Genomic DNA, 19311 nt, shown 5'->3' with positions numbered 1-19311 from the left:
GGCTCCGGAAGGGGTTAGTTCGCGTCGGATATGGCAAAAGCGAGCTTCGGCAGAACCAGTGTCGTCAACAATACGAGGACCGGAGAAATTGCGTGATCGTGCTCGTGGAAGCGTTCCCAAAAACCGGTACGAACGCGGATAGTCGTGATGGCTGTGCCAATTGTCACCGACCGGTCCCAGGCCACCCGATCTTCGCTTAACCTTCGCCCTGAACCTTCGTTAAGTGTCAATCCGGCGCGCGTGGGAGGCTCTGGTGGCAGCGCAAGAGACCGACGATCACAAGTACGTCTACGACTTCTCCGAGGGCAACAAGGAGCTCAAGGACCTGCTCGGGGGCAAGGGCGCCAACCTCGCCGAGATGACCAACCTCGGCCTGCCCGTGCCACCCGGTTTCACCATCACCACCGAGGCGTGTCAGGCGTACCTCGCGACCGGTCGGGAGCCCGACGGCCTGGCCGGTCAGATTGAGGAGCACCTCCAGTCGCTGGAGCGCGAGATGGGCAAGCGCCTCGGCGACCCGCAGGACCCGCTGCTGGTGTCCGTCCGCTCCGGGGCCAAGTTCTCCATGCCCGGCATGATGGAGACCGTCCTCAATGTCGGCCTCAACGACCAGAGCGTGGTGGGACTCGCCGCGCAGGCGGGTCAGAACGACAGGTTCGCCTGGGACTCGTACCGCCGGCTGATCCAGATGTTCGGCAAGACCGTCTGCGAGGTGCCGGGCGAGGAGTTCGAGCACGCCCTCGACGAGATCAAGAGCGCCAAGGGTACGCACAACGACCTGGACCTGGACGCGAACGACCTGCGCGGGCTGGTCGACGCGTACAAGAAGATCTTCGCCAAGCACACCGGCCGGGAGTTCCCGCAGCAGCCGCGGGAGCAGCTCGACCTGGCCATCCGGGCGGTCTTCGAGTCGTGGAACGCCGAGCGCGCGGTTCTCTACCGCCGGCAGGAGCGCATTCCGGCCGACCTGGGCACCGCGGTCAACGTGGTGACCATGGTCTTCGGCAACCTCGGCCCCGACTCGGGCACCGGCGTCGCCTTCACCCGCGACCCGGGCAGCGGCGCGCAGGGCATCTACGGCGACTACCTGGCCAACGCCCAGGGTGAGGACGTGGTCGCCGGCATCCGCAACACCGTGCCGTTGCAGGAGTTGGAGCAGCTGGACAAGTCCTCCTACGACGAGCTGTTGTCGATCATGGCCCGGCTGGAGGAGCACTACCGGGACCTGTGCGACATCGAGTTCACCATCGAGCGCGGCAAGCTGTGGATGTTGCAGACCCGGGTCGGCAAGCGGACGGCCGCCGCCGCGTTCGTCATCGCCGGGCAGCTCGTCGACGAGGGCCTGATCGACCTGGACGAGGCGCTGCACCGGGTCAACGGCGCACAGCTCGCCCAGCTCATGTTCCCCCGCTTCCAGCTCGACCACGAGTTCGAGGCGGTCGCCACCGGCATCGGGGCGTCACCCGGCGCGGCGTCCGGCACGGTGGTCTTCACCTCCGCCCGCGCCGTCGAGCTGGCCGCCGAGGGTGAGTCGGTGATCCTGGTCCGCCGGGAGACCAACCCGGACGACCTGAACGGCATGATCGCCGCGAAGGGCATCCTCACCTCGCGGGGCGGTAAGACCAGTCACGCCGCGGTGGTGGCCCGGGGCATGGGCAAGACCTGCGTCTCCGGCGCCGACGAGATCGAGGTGAACGTCCCGGCGAAGCGCTTCACGGTGGCCGGGCACACCGTCGACGAGGGCGACGTCGTGTCCATCGACGGCACCACCGGCAAGGTCTACCTGGGCGAGGTGCCGGTCATGCCGTCCGAGGTCGTGCAGTACTTCGAGGGCAGCCTCGACGCCGAGCACGTCGACAACCCCCTCGTTCGGGCCGTACACCGGATCATGACGCACGCCGACGCACAGCGGCGGCTGGCGGTCCGCACGAACGCCGACACCGGCGCGGACGCGGCCCGGGCCCGGCGCTTCGGCGCGGAGGGCATCGGCCTGTGCCGCACCGAGCACATGTTCCTCGGCGACCGGCGGGAGCTGGTGGAGCGGCTGATCCTGGCCCGCGACGCCGACGAGCGGGAGACGGCGTTGGCGGCGCTGCTGCCGTTGCAGCGGGCCGACTTCATGGAGATCTTCCGGGAGATGGACGGGCTGCCGGTCACCGTCCGGCTGATCGACCCGCCGCTGCACGAGTTCCTGCCGCCGCTGGAACAGCTCGCGGTCAACGTCGCGGTCGCCCAGGAACGTGGCGAGGACGTGGCCAAGGAGGAGGCGCTGCTGGCGGCCGTCCGGCGAATGCACGAGGAGAACCCGATGCTCGGGTTGCGGGGCGTACGCCTCGGCCTGGTCATCCCCGGCCTGTTCGCGATGCAGGTCCGGGCCATCGCGGAGGCCGCCGTCGCGGTCGTCCGCGCCGGCGGCGTCGCCTGCCCGGAGATCATGGTGCCGCTGGTCGGGGCCGTGCAGGAGTTGGAGACGGTACGCGCCGAGGCCGAGAAGATCATCGCCGAGGTGGTCGGGGACAGCGGCGTCGAGGTGCTGATCGGCACGATGATCGAGGTACCCCGGGCGGCGCTGACCGCCGGCCAGATCGCCGAGGCCGCCGAGTTCTTCTCCTTCGGCACCAACGACCTGACCCAGATGGGCTGGGGCTTCTCCCGCGACGACGTCGAGGGCGCGTTCTTCTGGCGGTACCTGGAGCTGGGCATCTTCGGCATCTCACCGTTCGAGTCGATCGACCGGGACGGCGTCGGACGGCTGGTACGCATCGCCGCCGAGGAGGGCCGGGCGGCCCGCCCCGGGTTGAAGCTCGGCGTCTGCGGCGAGCACGGCGGCGACCCCGACTCGGTGCACTTCTTCCACTCCGTCGGCCTGGACTACGTCTCCTGCTCGCCGTTCCGGGTGCCGGTGGCACGCCTGGAAGCCGGCCGGGCGGCCGTGGAGACGGACGGCTCGGACAGCCGCTGACCGGCGGCGTCGACGGCGGCCCGGGCGACCGGGCCGCCATCGCGTTCACCACCCGTCGCCGCGTCGGGGGCACGTCAAGGAGCCGTGACGGGCGTAACCTTGGCTCGCTCGCAAACGGCTGATTGCGTACGCCGTCGAACGGGAAGGGTGACTGAATGACAAGCGTCTGGGAGAGCCTCACCGTCGACGCCCGTGATCCGGCGCGGCTGGCCCGTTGGTGGGCCGAGGCGCTCGGCTATCAGATCATCTCCGAGAAGCCGGGTGGCGTGGAGATCCGCCAGTCCGCGGATCGGTCCCCCGCCCTCTTCTTCGGCCCGGTCGCCGAGGGCAAGGTGCGCAAGAACCGGCTGCACCTCGACCTGCGCCCGGCTGACCAGGAGGCCGAGGTCGAACGGCTCGTCGACATGGGCGCCCGGCACGTCGACATCGGCCAGGGCGAGGTGGAGTGGACGGTGCTCGCCGACCCGGAGGGCAACGAGTTCTGCGTGCTCCCTGCTCGGTGAGCAGTGATCCGGCCGACCGGTTGGTGGCGGAGCCGCCGAAGGACACCGGCCACCGCCGGTCGCCGTACGAGCGGGACCGGGCCCGGGTGCTGCACTCGGCCGCGTTCCGTCGGTTGGCCACCAAGACGCAGGTGCACACCGCCGGCACCGACGACTTCCTGCGGACCCGGCTGACGCACTCGCTGGAGGTGGCCCAGATCGCCCGCGAGATGGGCGCCCGGCTGGGCTGCGACCCGGACGTGGTCGACGTCGCCGGGCTCGCCCACGACCTGGGGCATCCGCCGTTCGGGCACAACGGTGAGGCCGCGCTGGACCTGCTCGCGACGCCCTGCGGCGGGTTCGAGGGCAACGCGCAGACGCTGCGGGTGCTGACCCGGTTGGAGGCGAAGGTGCTCGCCCCGGACGGGTCGTCCGCCGGGCTGAACCTCACCCGGGCGTCGCTCGACGCGATCGGCAAGTACCCCTGGCCGCGCCGCCCGGGGCAGCGCAAGTTCGGGGTGTACGCCGACGACACGGTGGTCTTCGAGTGGCTCCGGGCCGGTGCGCCGGGAGACCGGCGCTGCCTGGAGGCGCAGGTGATGGACTGGGCCGACGACGTCGCGTACTCGGTGCACGACGTCGAGGACGGCATCCACGGCGGGTACGTCACGTTGGGCCCGCTACTCGGCGACGCCGACGAACGGGCCGCGCTCTGCGCCGACGTGGCCGCCACGTACTCGGGGGAGTCGGCCGCCGACCTGGCCGAGGTGCTCGTCGCGTTGCTGGCCGACCCGCTGCTCGCCCCCCTCGCCGCGTACGACGGCAGCCACCGCGCCCAGGTCGCGCTGAAGGCGACCACGAGTGGGCTGACCGGCCGGTTCGTGTCGGCGGCGGTGGAGGCCACCGAGGAGCGGTACGGCCCCGGCCCGCACCGCCGGTACGCCGCCGACCTGGTGGTGCCGAGGCTGGTGCGGGCGCAGTGTGCGCTGCTCAAGGGCATCGCCCTGCGGTATGTGATGCGGCGCAGCGGCTTCCGGGGTCGCTACGAGCGGCAGCGCACGATGTTGGCCGAGTTGGTGGCCGCGCTGGTCCGGCGGGCGCCGGACGGGCTCGACCCGATCTTCGCGCCGCTGTGGCGGGCCGCGCCGGACGACGCCGCCCGACTGCGGGTCGTGATCGACCAGGTCGCCTCGCTCACCGACCCGGGAGCGGTGAGCTGGCACACCCGCCTGGTGGACAACTCGACAACTTAGGCTAGCCTAACTACATGACGGAACGCCCCAGGAACGTCACCTCGGTCCGGGTGCTGCGCACCGAACGACCCACCCCGCACCTGATCCGGCTCGTCCTCGGTGGGGACGAACTGGTCGGCCTGCCGGTGGGCGAGTTCACCGACCACTACATCAAGCTGGTGTTTCCGCAGCCCGGCGTCGCGTACCCGCAGCCGCTGGACCTCGCCGCGATCCGTCGGGACCTGCCCCGCGAGCAGTGGCCCCGGCTGCGGGCGTACACCGTGCGCCGGTGGGACCCGCGCGCCGGGGAACTGACCGTGGACGTGGTGCACCACGGCGACGAGGGGCTGGCCGGCCCGTGGGCCGCCGCGCTGCGCCCGGGCGACCCGGTGCACTTCGTCGGCCCCGGCGGGGCGTACGCGCCGAGCCCGGACGCGGACTGGCACCTGCTGGTCGGTGACGAGAGCGCCCTGCCGGCGATCGCCGCCGCGCTGGAACGGCTGCCGGTGGGCGCGCCGGCACACGTCTTCGTGGAGATCGCCGACCCGGCGGACGAGCAGAAGCTGCTCAGCCCCGGAGCGGTCACGCTCACCTGGCTGCACCGTGGCGAACGCCCGGTGGGCGAGGCACTGGTCGAGGCGGTGCGCTCGCTGGAGTTCCCGGCCGGCCAGGTGCACGCCTTCGTGCACGGCGAGGCGACGTTCGTACGGGACCTGCGTCGACTGCTGCGCGGCGAGCGCGGTGTGCCCCTCGACCGGCTCTCCATCTCCGGTTACTGGCGGCGCGGCATGGACGACGAGGGCTGGCGCTCGTCGAAGCAGGAGTGGAACCGGCAGGTCGCCGCCGAGGAGCCGGCCGCCGCCTGAGCGTCGGCCGGCTCAGTCCTCGGCCGTCGCGGCGAGTCGTCGGGTGAGCAGCACCGCGTACCCGACGACCGCCACCGAGAGCAGGGACAGCATCAGCTTCGGCTCGTGCACCGCCGTGGTGATCAGGACGACCGAACCCACGCCGTAGCCGGCGATGCCCAGGCGTCCGATGCTGGGCCGGTTCCACACCCAGTGCAACGCCAGCCCGCAGAGCATCCAAACGCTGATCGAGGCGGCCAGCAGGAGTCGCAGCTCCATCGGCAGCCGCATCACCTCGTCGTCGGCCAGCCGGACCATCTGCCCGAGCGCCCAGCCGAGCAGCAGCAGCGCGCCGCCGAGCGGGATGTGCAGGTAGGCGTACGTCTGGCCGCCGCGCAGTCGGCGTTGTGACTCGCGGGTGGTGACGAAGGTGGTGTAGACCCACCAGACGGCCGCCGGCACCAGGAACGCCAGTCCGGCCGTCACGATCATGTGCGGCCGGGGATGGTCGGGCACCGCGAAGAGCAGGCTGGCCAGCGCGCTGCCCAGCACGATGATGGTGAACTGCCCGATCCGCTCGGGCAGGTGCTGGTCGTCGACCGGAAACCGGTTGAGCCAGCGCTTGCCGACCCACGGGGTGGACAGCTCGATGATCATGGCGACGATCCACCACGTCGGACGCGCGGCGGCCGGGGCGGCCAGCGAGGCCAGCCAGATCAGCCAACCCGACCCGAAGCCACACAGGTAGATCGTGGTCACCGTACGGGCCTGCGGGCTGGTCGGGCGGGCCCGCAGGTACAGCAGGAGCAGCACCCCCCGCACGACCAGGTAGCCCACCGGCAGGAGCACGCTCTCCGGCACCTCGTCCACACCGAGCGTCATCGTGCCCGCGCCGACCAGCGCGACCAGCACCAGGATCCGGTGCGGTACGTCGTCCGGGTCGAATCGGGTGTCGTAGAACACCTGGCCCAACCAGGCCCACTGGACCACCACGAAGAGCCCCAGCACGGCCAGCACGGCGCTCGCCGACGGGGTCGGATCGTCGTCCAGCCGACGGGTGACCGCCGCCAGCGCGTACACGAAGATGAGGTCGAGGAACAGCTCCAACCAGGTCGCGTGCCGTTCACCGGTGTCGTCGGTCTGCGGACCCGGCCCGCGCATGCGCAGCCGACCGGTCACCCATCGCGGCGGCCGGGGCCCGTTGGCGCGTACCCTGCGCATCTGGTCATGGTCCCCGCGCGGGCCCGGCGGCCGGGCCGAAACGGGTGAGCCCGACGGCGGTCCCCGCCACACCGGCGTCCCCCGGCCGGCGTGTCGCCGGTCGGGCAGGGCAGGATGTACGGCGAGGGGGTGGCGCATGGCTGGGCGGATCCGGGACGAGGACATCGCGCTGGTCCGGGAACGCACCTCGATCGCCGATGTGATCTCCGAGACGGTAACCCTGAAGTCCGCAGGTGGCGGCAACCTCAAGGGCCTGTGCCCGTTCCACGACGAGAAGAGCCCGTCGTTCAACGTCTCGCCGGCCCGCAACGTCTGGTACTGCTTCGGCTGCGGGGCCGGCGGCGACGCGATCAAGTTCCTGATGGACGCCGAGCACCTGAGCTTCGTCGAGTCCGTCGAACGGCTGGCCGGGCGGGCCGGCATCCAGCTCCGCTACGTCGAGGACGACCGGGGCGCCCCGCGTCCACGCCCCCAGCAGGGCCAGCGGCAGCGACTTGTCGCCGCGCACGCCGCCGCCGTGGAGTTCTACCGGGCGCAGCTCAGCACGGCCGGAGCGCGGCCGGCACGCGAGTTCCTGGCCCGCCGGGGCTTCGACCGGGCCGCCGCCGAGCGCTACGGGTGCGGGTTCGCCCCGGACGCCTGGGACCTGCTCACCAAGCACCTGCGCCAGCAGGGCTTCACCCACCAGGAGCTGGTCACCGGCGGGCTGTCCCGGGAGTCGCGGTCGGGCACGCTGATCGACCGGTTCCGCCGCCGGCTGCTCTGGCCGATCCGCGACCTGACCGGTGACGTGATCGGCTTCGGGGCGCGCAAGCTCTTCGACGACGACGACGGCCCGAAGTACCTGAACACCCCCGAGACGCCGATCTACAAGAAGTCGCACGTCCTCTACGGCATCGACCAGGCCAAACGGGAGATCGCCAAGCAGGGCCGGGCGGTGATCGTCGAGGGCTACACCGACGTGATGGCCTGTCACCTGGCCGGGGTGACCACGGCGGTGGCGACCTGCGGCACCGCGTTCGGCGCGGACCACATCGGCGTGCTGCGCCGGCTCCTGCTGGACACCGACTCGGTGGCCGGCGAGATCATCTTCACCTTCGACGGGGACGCCGCCGGCCAGAAGGCGGCGCTGCGCGCGTTCGCCGACGATCAGCGTTTCGTCGGACGGACGTTCATCGCGGTCAGCCCCGACAACATGGACCCGTGTGAGCTGCGCCTGGCCAAGGGCGACCTGGCCGTGCGGGACCTGGTCGCCCGCCGCGAACCGCTCGTCGACTTCGCGCTGCGGCACGAGATCAGCCGCTTCGACCTGGACACCGTCGACGGCCGGGTCGAGGCCATGCGCCGGGCCGCGCCGTTGGTCGCGCAGCTCAAAGACCGGGAAAAGCGCCCGGAGTACGTCCGCAAGCTCGCCATGGACCTCGGCATGGAGATCGAGCCGGTGCAGCGGGCCGTGCTCGCCGCCGCCAACACTCCGCCGTCCGGGGCCCGGGACGCCGCGCCCGCTCCCCGGCCCGCCCCGGCCCAGGCCGAACCGTCGGTGGACAGCCCGCAGTCGATGGTCGAGCGGGAGGCGTTGAAGCTCGCCCTGCAACAGCCGGTGCTGGCCGGGCCGATGTTCGACGCGGTGGAGGCGACCGAGTACCGCCACCCGGTGCACATTGCCGTGCGTACGGCCGTGGCGGCGGCCGGCGGGGCCGCGTCGGCGACCGGCGGCGCGGTCTGGATCGAGAAGGTCCGCGACGCCTGCGAGGACCTGGCCGCCGCGGCGCTGGTCGGCGAGCTGGCGGTGGAGCCGCTGCGGATCGACGGTGAGGCCGACCCGCGCTACGTGTCGATCACCATGGCCCGCGTGCAGTTCGGCTCGGTGACGGCGCGCATCCGGGACCTCAAGTCGCGGATTCAGCGGATCAACCCGGTCAACAACAAGGACGAGTACTTCGCCGCCTTCGGGGAGCTGCTGTCGCTGGAACAGCACGCCCGGGCGCTGCGCGAGCAGGCCGCGGGAGGGCTCTGAGATGGGACTGTTCAGCCGCAAGCCGAAGCTGCCCCCGGCCGACCGGCCACCACTGGCCGCCGACGAGCGGGTGCTCGCCTGGGCGGCGGTGGGCAACGGCGAGGGCGACGGCGTGATCGTGGCCAGCAACCTCGGGCTGTGGCTGCCCGGCCGGGGGCACCGCATCGGCTGGCACGACCTGATCAAGGCGGTCTGGTCCGGTCGGGAGCTGACCGTCACGCCCGCCCAGACCGTCGTCGAGCGCGACGGCTACCTCGTGGTCACCGACGGGCCCGCCGAGACGTACCTGCTGCTCGACCCCGGGGAGCTGCCACACCAGGTGCGGGCCCGGGTGACCCGTTCCGTCGCGTACACCGAACGTCACCCGGTGCCCGGCGGCGCGGCGCGCGTCGCGGCCCGCCGGGTGCCCGGAGTGGACGGTCTGACCTGGACGGTCCGCCCCGAACCGGGCACCCCCACGGACGACGAGGCGTTGCTCGCCGAGACGGACCGCCTGGTCAGCGTCGCTCGCGCCGCCACCGCGCCGGCCGACAGCTGACCGCCCCGATCACCTCGCGCCGAGGTCGTTCAGCGCCTTCTCGGCGCCCCGGTGCAGCGGCACCGGGAGGGTCCTGCGGGCCTTCTCCAGCGAGATCCCCTTGGCCGCCGGATTGGCCTGGGCCAGGACGTCGCGCTTGTCGAACACCGTCCGGGTGATCGCACAGGCGACGTTGGCGTCCAGGTCCTCGCGGACCAGCAGCACGTTGGGCACGACGACGGTCGGGGTGTCGGTCGCCGTGCGGTACACGTCCCGACCGATCGTGCCGGCCTGGTAGCCGGGGCTCAGCGTGGTCAGCTTCGGCAGCAGCGGCGAGATGTCGACGAACGTCACCGTGTCGCCGGCCGTGGTGAACAGGTCCGTCAGGCCACCGGTGGGCAGGCCACCGGACCAGAAGAACCCGTCGACGCTGCCGTCCTTGACGCCGTCGACGGTCTTGGCGAGGTCGAGCCGCTGCGCCCGGACGTCCTTGGCCGGGTCGAGCCCGGCGGCCTCCAGCAGCCGGTTCGCGATCACCTCAGTACCGGACTTCGGGGAGCCCGTGGAGATCCGCTTGCCGCGCATGCCGGCGACCGAGGTGATCCCGGAGTCCTTGCGGACCACCACCTGCGTGTAGTTGTCGTAGAGGCGGGCCAACGCCCGCACCGGCTGCGGCGTGGTGAAGCTGCCCTTGCCCTCGACCGCGTTGACCGCCGTGTCGAACAGCGAGAACGCCACGTCGTACTGGCCGCCGACCAACTGCTCGACGTTCTGCACCGACGCGCCGGTCTCGGCGGCGGTGCCGGTCAGCTTGCCGCCGGTCGCATCGGAGAGCTGCCCGGCCAGGGCGTTGCCGACCACGTAGTAGACGCCGGTGGCGTTGCCGGTGGCGATGCCCACCCGGGTCTCCCGGGTCACCTCGCAGGTGACCGCACTGGCCGTGTCGTCCGTGCCCGCGCCGCCCTGCTGGCCCCCGCAGCCGGTGCCGCCCGTCAGGACGAGGGCGAGCACGCCCAGGCCCGCCGCGAGCCGTACGTCGGTTCGTCTCACAGTTTCTCCTCTGTTGGTGTTCGCGGTCGGACCTTTGTAGGTGTTCGCGGTCGGCCGGTGGATCCGCGTCGGACGAGCACTCCCGCTGCCGCGACGGCGGCCAGCGCCACGCCGACCCTGACCGGCACGGGTTCGAGCCAGAGCAGGGTGACCCCGCCGAGCGCGCCGAGCACCCGCTCCGGGACGCCGGCCGGACCCACGCCGGGCAGCCAGCCACCGGCGGCGACGGCGAGCACGGCCACGCTGAGCGCCGTCACCACGGCGGCGAAGGCGATCCGTGGCACGCCGCCGATGCCGAGCAGACCGAGGCCGGCCGGGGTGATGACGAACGCGATCGGGGTCAGGTACGCCGGCAGCGCGTACCGCAGGGTCTGCCACATGGTCGGCACCAGCCGGCCCCCGGTGACGGCGGCGGCGGCCACGGCGGCGAGCGCGGTCGGCGGGGACACCTCGGACAGCACGGCGAAGTAGAAGACGAACATCGCCGCGGCGGGCGCGGCCACGCCCAGGTCGAGCAGGGCCGGGCCGACGATCACCCAGCCGATCACGAACGAGGCGGTGACCGGTACGGCCAGGCCCAACAGGCTGAGCGCGACGGCGGCCAGCAGCGCCGTCAGCACCAGGACCAGCGTCGGGTCCGAGGTGGCCGCCTTCGCCCCGCCGATCAGCAGCGCCGCCGCCTGCGGCCCCAGTCCGGTCTTCGTGGTGGTCGCCGTGATGATGCCGGCGGCGGCACACACGGCGGTGACGGCGAGGACCCCGCGTACGCCGGTGACGAGCGCGGTCACCAGCCGGGCCGGGGTGAGCCGGTGTGTACGGTCCAGCCACGACAGCGCGGCGGTGAGGACGATGGCGAAGACCACGGCCCGCGTCGCCGATACCCCCACCGCGAGCAACACGATGATCGCGATCAGCGAGGCGAAGTGGTAGCCGAACCGACCGAGCAGCCGCCACGGTGAGCCGACGTCGAGCACCACCGGCCGTACGCCGGACCGGCGGGCGTCGATCTCCACGGAGAGCAGGATGCCCAGGTAATAGAGCACGGTCGGCACCGTCGCCCAGCCCAGCACCTGAAGGTACGAGACGCCCAGGTACTCGGCGATGATGAACGCCGCCGCCCCCAGGGTGGGCGGGGAGAGGATCGCGCCCACCCCGGCCGCGGCCAGCATGCCGCCGGCCCGTTCCGGCGGATAGCCGGCCCGACGCAGCAGCGGCCAGGTGACCGCGCCGATGCTCACCGTCGTCGCCGCGCCCGAGCCGGAGACGGTGCCGAGCAGGAAGCCCGAGGCCACCGCGGTCCGACCCGCGGCGGTACGGGAGCGGCGGAACGCGGCGGCCGACAGGTCGACGAAGAACCGTCCGGCCCCGGACAGCTCCAACACCGCGCCGTAGATGGTGAACAGCACGATGTACGAGGCGGCCACGTCCAACGGGGTGCCGTAGAAACCGCTGTCGGAGTTGTAGAACGCGTCGACCAGTTGCCCGAAGTCGAGTCCGGCGTGCGCGACCGGCCAGGACTGCGGCAGCAACCCGCCGTAGTAGCCGTACCCGAGGAACAGCAGGCAGACAGCCGGCAGGATCCAACCCGTCGTACGCCGGCACGCCTCCAACAGCAGAACCAGCAGTACGGTGCCGAGCACCAGATCGGTCGGCGCGAGCAGGCCCTGCCGGTCGAGGAACGCGTTGTAGCCGCCGCCACCCGTACCGATCCGGATCGGTAGGACGGGATAGAGGCAGGCCGCCACGGTCAGGGCGGCCAGCAGCCAGTCGGCGACGGTGGGCCGGGTGCTGGCGGTGCTTTCCGTGCTGTCGGTGCGTGCCGTGCTGTCGGTGAGTTCCGTGCTGGCGGCGTGGTCGGTGCGGTCGGTGGCTCGGCGGGGTCGGCGCGGGCGGGCCCAGCGTGGCAGGTCGGCCGGGTAGGCGAGGAAGACCAGCGGGAGGACACCGGCCAAGAAGATGATCAGGTAGTACTTGCTGCCCTCCGCGAGTGGGCGGAACACCTGCCAGAGCGCGAGCGCCCCGACCGCCAGTGCCACCGTGCCGAGGAGCAGCGCCGCCGGACCGGCCAACACCCGGCCGGGCTTCTCGTCCTCGAACTGGGCGGCCATGTCCCGGGTGGCCCGCTCGGCGGCACCGGCCGGTCCGGTCGGCTCTGCGGTCCGGGTCGGCTCTGCGGTCTCGTTTGGCTCTGCGGCCCGGGTCGGCTCTGCGGTCAGGGGCGGCTCTGCGGTCGCGGTCGGTCTTGCGGTCTCGGCTGGTTCCGTGGTCTCGGCTGGCTCCGTGGTCGCCGAGCGTGGCCGGGGTGGCCCGTCGCCGGATGAGTTGGCTGGTCGGGCGGGGGATGACGGGCCATCGGGCGAGCTGGCGGGCGGCACAGGGGGACGATACCTGTCGATCGGCCGATGGGGTGGGGCATCGATCGGCGTTTCGCCTCCGGCGGGCCGGGCGTACACGTATTTGCGTGGAGAGGTGTCGGACCGGGCGGTTAGGGTCGGGCGGTGATTACCGGGCGACCACTGATTCAGGCTCGCGGGCTGGTGAAGCGGTTCGGTGACTTCACCGCCGTGGACGGCATCGACGTCGAGGTGCAGGCGGGCGAGGCGTTCGGGTTCCTCGGGCCGAATGGTGCCGGCAAGTCCTCCACCATGCGGATGGTCGGCTGCACCTCCCCGCCGAGCGATGGGGAGCTGCGCATCCTCGGCCTGGACCCGGTGGTCGACGGACCGGCGATCCGGGCCCGCCTCGGGGTGTGCCCGCAGCTCGACAACCTCGATCCGGAGCTGACCGTCCGGGAGAACCTGACCGTCTACGCCCGCTACTTCGGCATTGCACGCCGGGCGGCACGGGCGCGGGCCGACGAGTTGCTGGACTTCGTCCAGCTCAGCGAGCGGGCCGACAGCAAGGTCGATCCGCTCTCCGGCGGGATGAAGCGCCGCCTGACCATCGCCCGTGCCCTGGTCAACGAGCCGGACATCGTGCTGTTGGACGAGCCGACCACCGGGCTCGACCCGCAGGCCCGGCACCTGGTGTGGGAGCGCCTGTTCCGGCTGAAGCAGCAGGGCGTCACGCTGGTGCTCACCACGCACTACATGGACGAGGCCGAGCAGCTTTGCGACCGGCTGGTGGTGATGGACGGCGGGCGGATCGTCGCCGAGGGCTCACCCCGGGCGCTGATCGAGCGGTACTCCACCCGCGAGGTGGTTGAGCTGCGCTTCGCCGCCGAGTCGCAGGCGCCGTTCGCCGACAAGCTCGACGGGGTGGGGGAGCGGGTCGAGGTGCTGCCCGACCGGGTACTGCTCTACGTGCCCGACGGCGACGCGGCGGTCGCCGAGGTGACCGCGCTGGGGTTGCAACCGGCGAACGCTCTGGTGCGACGCAGCAGCCTGGAGGACGTCTTCCTGCACCTGACCGGCCGCACCCTCGTCGACTGAGGTGGCCTCAGGTGTGCCGCCGAGCTTCGTCTACCGGGCTCTGGCCCAGGTGAGGAAGCGGTCGGTCAGCGGGGCGGTGTCCGCGAGGTCTCCGGTGGCCTCGTCGAGCAGCGTGGCGAGGTGGATGAGCAGGCCGGTCCGGTTCTCCCGGTACTCGCCGAGCAGCGCCAGCCGGGCCGGGGAGCAGGGCCACGCGGCGCCGCAGACCCGGCAGCGCCACGACGGGCGGGCCGCCACATGCGGACGGTAGCGGGGCATGAACGCCTCCCTCGGTCGTGAGCGGACGTGCTCGGGTCGGGCAGGTCCTTTGCTCTGCTTACACCGACGCAACACCCGAGGGCTCCCGGTGTTGCGTCCGGTGAAGCAGAGCAAAGGATGGGTGGGAGCGCCCCGGATCGGGGGTCACGGGGCGCTCCCGGCCTGGTTCCGCCCGCCGTCCGATCCCGTGAGCGGTCCCGCTGCGTGACAGTCTGGTGATGGCGCGACTACGGTGGGAGGTTCCGCGCGCCGACGACCAGCGCGTACGACGGTTGGCCCGGCACGGTACGAAGATGTACGGAGGTTGTCCGTGGAGAGTTCGTCCATGCTGGAGCACTTCGCGGAGGAGCTACGGCTGGCCCGGGCCGACCGGGGCCTGTCACAGGCGGCGCTGGCCGAGGCGTTGAGCTACTCGGGCGCGCTGGTCGCCAAGGTGGAGACCTCCGAGCGCCGGCCGAGCCTGGACTTCGCGCGTCGCTGTGATGTCGTGCTGGCCGCCGACGGTCGGTTCGAGCGCATCCAACGGCGGATCAGCCGCGAGACCGTGGTGCCGTGGTTCCGCGACTGGGCCGGCATCGAGCAGGAAACCACCGCCCTGCGCTCGTTCGAGCCGCTCTACCTGCCGGGCCTGTTACAGACCGAGGGCTACGCTCGCGCCATCCTGGCCGGTGCCGGGCTGTTCGCGGCGGATGAAGTCGAGCAGCAGGTGACCGCCCGGCTCGACCGACAGGGCGTGCTCACCCGGGACCGACCGCCGCTGCTCAGCGTGGTCGTCGACGAGTACGCGCTGCGCCGCCGTGTCGGTGGATCGGAGGTGATGCGCGAGCAGTTGCGACACCTGGTCAAGCTCGGCTCGGCCCTGCCGCGGGTCAGAATCCAGGTCGTGCCGTTGTCCACCGGTGCTTACGCTGGGCTCGATGGTCCCTTCGTGATCGCCACCACGGCAACCGGTGAGGATGTCGTCTACCTCGACGGGCAACGCCACGGGCAGGTCATCGACCGGTCCGAGTACGTCCGTCAGATGGTCGAGGTGTGGGAGTCGATCCGGGGTGAGGCACTATCGCAGCAACAGTCCCTCGACCTGATCGCGGAAATGGCGGAGACATGGAACTGACTGGTGCCCGGTGGCGCAAGAGCACTCGCAGCAATGGCAGCGGCGGCAACTGTGTCGAAGTGGCCGACAACTTGCCGGGCCTGGTGGCCGTGCGTGATTCGAAGGACCCGGATGGCCCGATGCTCGTCTTCGAGCCCGGGGCGTGGCGCGCGTTCGTCGGGCTCGGTGCCGGAGTCCGGTAGGTCCCCGGCCCGGTAGCTCCTCGGTCCGGTAGGTCGCCGCACCGGTGGATGCTCGGCCCGGTAGGTCGCCGGGCTGGTAGTTCGCGGGGCCGGTCGGTCCCTGGACCCCCGCGTGGCCCGGCGGCCTGGGCCCGCGATGCACCAAGGTCCACTCGGCTTCCTGCGAATCGGGGTGTCTGCGGAACCGGGACACCCCGCTTTCCGGGAGCCCGAGTTGATCTGCCATGAGGCACTACCGCAGCAGCGACGGAGGCGGAGAAGGTGGCGGAGACATGGAGCTGACCGGCGCGCGGTGGCGCAAGAGCACTCGCAGTGGCCCGGACGGCGGCAACTGTGTGGAGGTGGCCGACAACCTTCCGGGGCTGGTGGCCGTACGCGACTCGAAGGACCCGAGTGGTCCGGCGCTGGTGTTCACGGCCGACGCATGGCGCGCGTTCGTCGGGTCCGACTCCGCCCGTCGAGCGTGATCCACACCAGATCGCCGATCTGGGGGTGTCCGGGCGATGGGATACCGCCACGTCGCCGATCTGGAGTGGATCATCGGGCGGGCAGCCCTCGGCCGGCGCGGCGCGAGGTGATCCACTCGACTTCCCGGATGTCGGGGCTTCCCCCGGCCGTCGACACCCCGACTTCTGGGTAGCCGAGTCGATCACGCCAGCGCCGGGCACGCCAGCGCCGGGCACGCCAGCGCCGGGCACGCCAGCGCCGGGCAGGCCGGCGTCGGGCCGGGCACGCGAGCGCCGGGCACGCGAGCGCCGGGCACGCGAGCGCCGGGCACGCGAGCGCCGGGCACGCGAGCGCCGGGCACGCGAGCGCCGGGCACGCGAGCGCCGGGCACGCGAGCGTCGGGCCGGGCACGCCGGGACGTCGGGCCGGGTGCGCCGGGGCCGGGCCGGGGGCGGCGTAAAGGGGTCGCGGACTGTCGTACCCCGGGGGTAGACAGGTCGTGGTCGATGCGGGCGGAGGTGGCGCGGTGAGTGTGGCGGTGCGGACGCGGCCGCCGTGGGCGCCGGCGTCCGCGGTGTTCGGCTACTACCTGGTCGGGCTGCGGCGTACCTGGCGGGCCGGGGTGTTCTCGTCGTTCCTGCTGCCGGTGCTGACCGTGCTCGGGTTCGGGGTGGGTGTCGGGGGCTACATCGACCAGGGCGTCGACGGGGTGCGCTATCTGGACTGGCTGGTCCCCGGGCTGATCGCCTCGACCGCGCTCCAGGTGACGGTGGGCGACTCGACGTGGCCGGTGTTCAGCAACTTCCAGTGGGTCAAGAGCTATCAGGCGCAGAGCGCGTCGCCGTTGCGCGTCGGCGACATCCTGGCCGGGCACCTGGCCTTTGTGGTGTTCCGGGTGGTCACCACGATCGCGGTGTTCGTGCTGGTCACCGGCCTGTTCGGGGCGCTGCGGTCACCGTGGGCGGTGGTCACCCTGCCGGTGGTGGCGTTGCTCGGGCTGGCCGTGGCCGCGCCGACCTTCGCGTACGCCGCGGTGGTGTCCAGCGACAACTGGCTGGCGATGCTGTTCCGGTTCGCGATCATCCCTATGAGCCTGTTCGCCGGGGTGTTCTTCCCGGTCGAGTCGCTGCCCGACGGGCTGCGCTGGGTGGCGTACGCGACGCCGCTCTGGCACGCCGTCGACCTGTGCCGGGCGGCCACGCTCGGCGTCGCCCCACAGTGGTCGATCGTCGGCCACCTGCTCTATCTGGCCGCCTGGGCGGTCGGCGGGTGGCTGCTCGCCCTGCGTACCTTCCGTCGCAAGCTCGTCGTCTAGGGAGTCCCGTGGTCACGTTGGTCCTGCCCCGGCTGGTCGACGTCTCCGGCGCGTCCCGTCGGTCGGCGTCGGTGATCGGGCGCAACGTCACCGCCCTGAAGGCGGTCTACTGGCTGTTGCTGCTGTCCGGCTTCGTGGAGCCGCTGCTCTACCTGTTCTCCATCGGTCTCGGTGTCGGGACGCTGGTCGGGGACCTGCCACTGCCCGACGGACGGCTGGTGTCGTACGCCGAGTTCGTGGCTCCGGCGATGCTGGCCTCCTCCGCGATGACCGGGGCGATCTCGGAGACCACGTTCAATTTCTTCGGCAAGATGAAGTACATGAAGCTGTACGACGGGATGATCGCCACCCCCGTCCGCCCGTTCGAGATCGCCCTCGGTGAGCTGGGCTGGGCGATGCTGCGGGGCAGCGCGTACTCGGCGGCATTCCTCGTGATCATGGTGGTGCTCGACCTGACCACGGTGCCCCGGGCGGTCACCGCGTTGCCGGCGGCGGTGCTGGTCGGGTTCTCGTTCGGCGCGCTCGGCATGGCGGTTGCCACCGTGATGCGGAGTTGGCAGGATTTCGACCTGGTGGGGTCGGCCCAGTTCACGCTGTTCTTCTTCTCGGGCACGTTCGTGCCGGCGCAGGCGTATCCGACCCTGCTGCACTGGCTGGTCGAGGTCACCCCGCTGTACCGGGCCGTGCACCTGATCCGCGGGGTCACCGTGGGCGCCGGCGGTTGGCTCTGGCTGCTCGACGTGCTCTACCTGCTGGCGATGATGGCGGTCGGTCTGCTGGTGGCGTCGCGCCGGATGGGCCGGATGCTCTACAAGTAACTGGTTATCCGAGGCCGTCGACGGGGCATGTCCGCAGGTGACACCGCCGACGACGAGGAGGGGCGATGACCTCGGACGAGTCTTCCGCCCAGCGCGAGCGCGACCACAGCGCCGCGGGCGACCGCACCGCAGGTGACCGCAGCGCGCCCGAGCGCGGCGAGCGCGACCGGATCGCGCGGGCCGCGCCCGATCGCACGTACGGTCGGAGCGAGCACGACCCCCGCAGGCGCGGCACCGAGCGTGACCGTGCCAGCGCGGCGGTCGGGCCGGTGGGGCCCGACGACGGCCCGGACAGCCCTACCGACCTGCCCAGCAGCGGCTGGAAGGCGGCGATCCGTCGCACGGTCGGCGAGTTCCAGGACGACAGCCTGACCGACTGGGCGGCGGCGCTGACCTACTACGGGGTGCTGTCCATCTTCCCCGGGCTGCTGGTGCTGATCTCCATCCTCGGCCTGCTCGGGGAGAGCGCCACCGAGGGCGTCAAGGACACCGTCAGCCAGGCGGTGCCGAACGACAGCATCCAGACGATCATCAACGACGCGATCGGAGCGGCGCAGGACAACGGCGGGCTGGCCAGCGTCGCGGCGATCATCGGTCTGCTGGCGGCGTTCTGGTCCGCGTCCGGGTACGTGGGCGCGTTCATGCGCGCCTCGAACACCATCTACGACGTGCCGGAGGGCCGGCCGATCTGGAAGACGCTGCCGATCCGGCTCGGCGTGACCGCGGTGATCGGGGTGCTGCTGCTGGCCAGCGCGGTGATCGTGGTGTTCACCGGTCGGCTCGCCGAAGCGGTGGGGGACGTCGTCGGCCTCGGCTCGACGGCGGTCACGGTGTGGGACATCGCCAAGTGGCCGGTGCTGCTGATCCTGGTCAGCCTGATGTTCGCCATCCTCTACTGGGCGTCGCCGAACGCCCGGCACGGCGGGTTCCGCTGGGTCAGCCCGGGTGGCGTGCTGGCTGTGGTGATCTGGCTGGTGATCTCGGGCCTGTTCGCGTTCTACGTGAGCAACTTCGGCTCGTACAACAAGACGTACGGGGCGCTGGCCGGCGTGATCATCTTCTTGATCTGGCTCTGGTTGAGCAACATCGCGATCCTGCTGGGGGCCGAGTTCGACGCGGAGTTGGAGCGCGGTCGGGCCATCTCGGCGGGGCATCCCGTCGACGACGAGCCGTACGTGGAGCTGCGCGACGACCGCAAGCTCCGCAAGAAGGGCGCCGCGCACACCAACTGAGACACCCGCACCCGCCCCGTCAGCACAGACCCGCTGGCGGGGCGGGTTCGTGTCGGTCGATGAAACTGCACGCGAGCGCCTGCGGGCACGCCGTTATCCTTTTCTTGATCCACTTTTAGCTTTTGTTCCTTCGGACAAAAGTTGGGAACGGAACGGCTGAAGCTCTGGACACGCGGCGCGGCGCGCTC

General features: G+C 71.6%; 16 protein-coding genes and 1 pseudogene. 13 read left to right on the top strand and 4 right to left on the bottom strand.

Annotated features, from left to right (window positions below; genetic code table 11):
* Positions 1-253 precede the first annotated feature (253 nt).
* From ppdK to ACN263_RS22930, 4 genes are all read left to right on the top strand, one after another.
* A complete protein-coding gene (gene ppdK, locus ACN263_RS22945; protein WP_422736411.1) occupies positions 254-2962 on the top strand; it encodes a pyruvate, phosphate dikinase in 2709 nt (902 codons plus the stop codon).
* A 155-nt stretch (positions 2963-3117) separates the two neighbouring features.
* Positions 3118-3465, top strand: a complete 348-nt coding sequence (locus tag ACN263_RS22940) for a VOC family protein (RefSeq protein WP_422736410.1) — start codon at positions 3118-3120, stop codon at positions 3463-3465.
* Positions 3462-4697, top strand: coding sequence for a deoxyguanosinetriphosphate triphosphohydrolase (locus ACN263_RS22935; protein WP_422736409.1), 1236 nt, complete (start codon positions 3462-3464; stop codon positions 4695-4697). The genes ACN263_RS22940 and ACN263_RS22935 overlap by 4 nt, the downstream gene beginning before the upstream one ends.
* 14 nt (positions 4698-4711) lie before the next feature.
* Positions 4712-5542, top strand: coding sequence for a siderophore-interacting protein (locus tag ACN263_RS22930; RefSeq protein ID WP_422736408.1), 831 nt, complete (start codon positions 4712-4714; stop codon positions 5540-5542).
* A gap of 12 nt (positions 5543-5554) precedes the next feature.
* Here the strand turns inward: ACN263_RS22930 and ACN263_RS22925 are convergent, their stop codons facing one another.
* Complete coding sequence (locus tag ACN263_RS22925) at positions 5555-6742, bottom strand: low temperature requirement protein A (RefSeq protein WP_422736407.1); 1188 nt, start codon at positions 6740-6742, stop codon at positions 5555-5557.
* A 114-nt stretch (positions 6743-6856) separates the two neighbouring features.
* Between ACN263_RS22925 and dnaG the strand changes: the two are divergent.
* A pseudogene (gene dnaG, locus ACN263_RS22920) lies at positions 6857-8759 on the top strand (DNA primase).
* Between the two features lies 1 nt (position 8760).
* Entirely contained in the window at positions 8761-9297 is a 537-nt protein-coding gene (locus ACN263_RS22915) for a hypothetical protein (protein WP_422736406.1), read from the top strand.
* Between the two features lie 9 nt (positions 9298-9306).
* On the opposite strand, the gene ACN263_RS22910 is transcribed toward ACN263_RS22915, so the two are convergent.
* Both ACN263_RS22910 and ACN263_RS22905 read right to left on the bottom strand, forming a co-directional pair.
* Positions 9307-10326 (bottom strand): TAXI family TRAP transporter solute-binding subunit, encoded by a 1020-nt coding sequence (locus ACN263_RS22910; RefSeq protein WP_422736405.1) that lies wholly within the window; start codon positions 10324-10326, stop codon positions 9307-9309.
* On the bottom strand, positions 10323-12434 hold the full coding sequence (locus ACN263_RS22905; protein ID WP_422736404.1) for a TRAP transporter permease: 2112 nt from the start codon (positions 12432-12434) through the stop codon (positions 10323-10325). The genes ACN263_RS22910 and ACN263_RS22905 overlap by 4 nt, the downstream gene beginning before the upstream one ends.
* A gap of 390 nt (positions 12435-12824) precedes the next feature.
* On the opposite strand from ACN263_RS22905, the gene ACN263_RS22900 reads away from it, so the two are divergent.
* Positions 12825-13757, top strand: coding sequence for an ABC transporter ATP-binding protein (locus ACN263_RS22900; protein ID WP_422736403.1), 933 nt, complete (start codon positions 12825-12827; stop codon positions 13755-13757).
* Between the two features lie 30 nt (positions 13758-13787).
* On the opposite strand, the gene ACN263_RS22895 is transcribed toward ACN263_RS22900, so the two are convergent.
* On the bottom strand, positions 13788-14015 hold the full coding sequence (locus ACN263_RS22895) for a flavin reductase (RefSeq protein ID WP_422736402.1): 228 nt from the start codon (positions 14013-14015) through the stop codon (positions 13788-13790).
* A gap of 310 nt (positions 14016-14325) precedes the next feature.
* On the opposite strand from ACN263_RS22895, the gene ACN263_RS22890 reads away from it, so the two are divergent.
* The 6 genes from ACN263_RS22890 to ACN263_RS22865 all read left to right on the top strand — a co-directional run bounded on the left by ACN263_RS22890 (position 14326) and on the right by ACN263_RS22865 (position 19123).
* Positions 14326-15129, top strand: a complete 804-nt coding sequence (locus tag ACN263_RS22890) for a helix-turn-helix domain-containing protein (protein ID WP_422736401.1) — start codon at positions 14326-14328, stop codon at positions 15127-15129.
* Positions 15120-15311 carry a DUF397 domain-containing protein gene (locus ACN263_RS22885; protein WP_422736400.1) on the top strand — a complete coding sequence of 64 codons (192 nt, stop codon included), beginning with the start codon at positions 15120-15122 and terminating at the stop codon, positions 15309-15311. Before ACN263_RS22890 ends, ACN263_RS22885 begins: the two co-directional genes overlap by 10 nt.
* Before the next feature lie 272 nt (positions 15312-15583).
* Positions 15584-15778 carry a DUF397 domain-containing protein gene (locus ACN263_RS22880; RefSeq protein WP_422736399.1) on the top strand — a complete coding sequence of 65 codons (195 nt, stop codon included), beginning with the start codon at positions 15584-15586 and terminating at the stop codon, positions 15776-15778.
* A 506-nt stretch (positions 15779-16284) separates the two neighbouring features.
* On the top strand, positions 16285-17073 hold the full coding sequence (locus ACN263_RS22875; protein ID WP_422736398.1) for an ABC transporter permease: 789 nt from the start codon (positions 16285-16287) through the stop codon (positions 17071-17073).
* An 8-nt stretch (positions 17074-17081) separates the two neighbouring features.
* The gene (locus ACN263_RS22870; protein ID WP_422736397.1) at positions 17082-17891 is read left to right on the top strand and encodes an ABC transporter permease; all 810 of its coding nucleotides are present in this window, start codon (positions 17082-17084) and stop codon (positions 17889-17891) included.
* 65 nt (positions 17892-17956) lie between these two features.
* Positions 17957-19123, top strand: coding sequence for a YihY/virulence factor BrkB family protein (locus ACN263_RS22865; RefSeq protein ID WP_422736396.1), 1167 nt, complete (start codon positions 17957-17959; stop codon positions 19121-19123).
* Positions 19124-19311: the final 188 nt, after the last annotated feature.

Source organism: Micromonospora sp. WMMD729 (genome assembly GCF_049315225.1).
Lineage (GTDB): Bacteria > Actinomycetota > Actinomycetes > Mycobacteriales > Micromonosporaceae > Micromonospora.
Note: the sequence above shows the minus strand (reverse complement) of the source record. Positions and strands in the feature narration are given on the sequence as shown.